1 protein-coding gene is annotated in these 1573 nt (G+C 34.1%); it reads left to right on the forward strand.

Annotated elements, in window-relative coordinates; translation table 11 throughout:
- Positions 1-564: 564 nt before the first annotated feature.
- Positions 565-1573 (forward strand): serine hydrolase domain-containing protein (locus AC1DIT_RS28065; protein WP_476998598.1); only part of this gene is annotated, 1009 nt, incomplete at its 3' end.

Consider the following 1573-nt stretch of genomic DNA (forward strand, 5'->3'; position numbering starts at 1 on the left):
ATATTCCTTACTGGGAGGAACATTCATCTGGCACTAACTCACCTATTTGCCTTTTTGCAGCTCTTTTCTTTTTGCAGCTCTTTGTAGGTGATATACCCATTATTTTATTGTTGTTAATATTTACCATCTCTTTCTGGAAAATCAAACGTAAATCAATTTAGTTTAAATATATACAAACATATTACAATTATGTCTGGGAATTATCAATAAAACAAATGAATCATTTTTATGTCTGTTAATAAAAAAACAATAATATAATACGTTCAGGGGTTACTTCATAATAAAAGGTTGATGGGCATGGGGTCCCGCCACATCGTTATCAAGTTAAGAAACTCATCGTTCTCCAAAACGAAAAAAATGAACTGGATTCTCATAGACAACTGTGGTGAGATAAAGTTTTTGTTTTGGGGGTACTTCAAAATCTTAGCTTGATGGCAATGGGGGCATCTCAAAATCTTGTCCTGAAAAACTGGACTTTATTCTTTTCTGGTATTAATGAGTAAAAGGAAATTCGTACTAAAATGGGGAATAATACATTACTATCTATGAATAAGGGGGATTATTTTGAGCAATCGAGTTTTAAACCTTACTAAAGCAATTCATAACATAATAGATGAACAATTTTCTGGAGCTATTTACATCAAGGCTAACAATGAACTCTTATTTGAATCAGCATTTGGTTATGCGAACAGGGCGGATAAAAAATTGAATACTGTTCATACACGTTTTGGAATTGCATCTGGCTGTAAGTTGTTTACAGCTGTTGCTATTTGCCAACTCGTTGAAAAGGGTTTACTATCATTTGAAACTCGTCTTGAAAATTGTTTGAACATAAAATTTCCGCATTTTAACAAAGGCGTAACAATTCATCACCTTTTGACCCACAGTTCTGGAATACCGGACTATTTTGATGAACAAGTAATGGATGACTTTGAAGACCTTTGGAAACAAATACCTATGTATCTCTTGAATGACGCAAAAGATTTTCTTCCTTTATTTCAAAATGGGGAGATGATGTTCCAACCTGGAGARAAATTCCACTACAATAATGCWGGATTTATTGTTTTAGGTTTAATCGTGGAACAACAATCAGGACTTTCTTTTACCGACTATATTGAAGCAAATCTCTTCCAACGATGTGGAATGAATGACTCAGGATATTTTCCTTTAGATCGACTCCCTAAAAGCACTGCCTATGGGTACATAGATAATAAAGATGAAACATGGAGAACAAATACCTACTCGATTCCAATAAAAGGTGGAGCTGATGGGGGGGCTTTTATTACACCATCAGATATGATCAAATTTTGGGAAGCATTGTTAAATCATCARCTTTTAAGTAAAGAATACACAGAAATACTTTTAAATTCGCAAATCCATGTTAAAGATGGGGTAGATTATGGATATGGACTTTGGATCACTAAAAGGGAAAAATCTATAATTAAGTATCATGTAATGGGATATGACCCTGGCGTGAGCTTCCATTCTGCTTTTTATCCTAAATCAGGAATCAAGATAGCGATACCTTCAAACAAAAGTTCAGGATCCTTTGAAGTAATGAAGGGGATTGAAG

It is taken from the genome of Bacillus sp. 05T22, from assembly GCF_056396765.1.